Source organism: Bradyrhizobium sp. UFLA05-109, assembly GCF_054185165.1.
Window position 1 is genome coordinate 1 of sequence record NZ_JBBIAR010000167.1, and the last position, 662, is coordinate 662.

Here is a 662-nt window from a genome sequence, read left to right on the forward strand (position 1 = left end):
TCCTCCGACACCTTACCGGTGCCGTGGGTGTCGATGTAGATCGACAGCGGACGCGCCACGCCGATGGCGTAAGCAAGCTGGAGCGTGCAGCGATCGGCAAGACCGGCCGCGACGATATTCTTGGCGACGTAGCGCGCAGCGTAAGCCGCCGAACGGTCGACCTTGGTCGGATCCTTGCCGGAGAACGCGCCGCCGCCATGCGGGGCCGCGCCGCCGTAGGTGTCGACGATGATCTTGCGGCCGGTCAGGCCGGAGTCGCCGTCGGGACCGCCGATGTAGAACTTGCCGGTCGGGTTGATGTGCCAGATGGTCTTGCCGTTGATCCAGTCCTTCGGCAGCGCCTCGCGCACATAGGGCTCGACGATGTCGCGAACCTGGTTGGAGGTGAGATCTTCGACCAGATGCTGGTGCGAGACCACGATCTCGCGCACGCCGACCGGCTTGCCGTTCTCGTATTGCACGGTGACCTGGCTCTTGGAGTCCGGGCCCAGGACCTTCTCGCGGCCGGAGTGGCGCGCTTCGGAGATCAGCCGCAGGATCTTGTGGGCGTAGAAGATCGGTGCCGGCATCAGGTCGGGCGTCTCGTTGGTGGCGTAGCCGAACATGATGCCCTGGTCGCCTGCGCCCTCTTCCTTGACCTCGCCCGGCTGAAGCGCATCGAC

General features: G+C 65.7%; 1 protein-coding gene. It reads right to left on the reverse strand.

Annotation, left to right across the window (positions count from 1 at the left end; genetic code table 11):
* The coding region (metK, locus tag Q3C01_RS44865; protein ID WP_458151748.1) for a methionine adenosyltransferase at nucleotides 1-662 on the reverse strand (662 nt) is incomplete at both ends.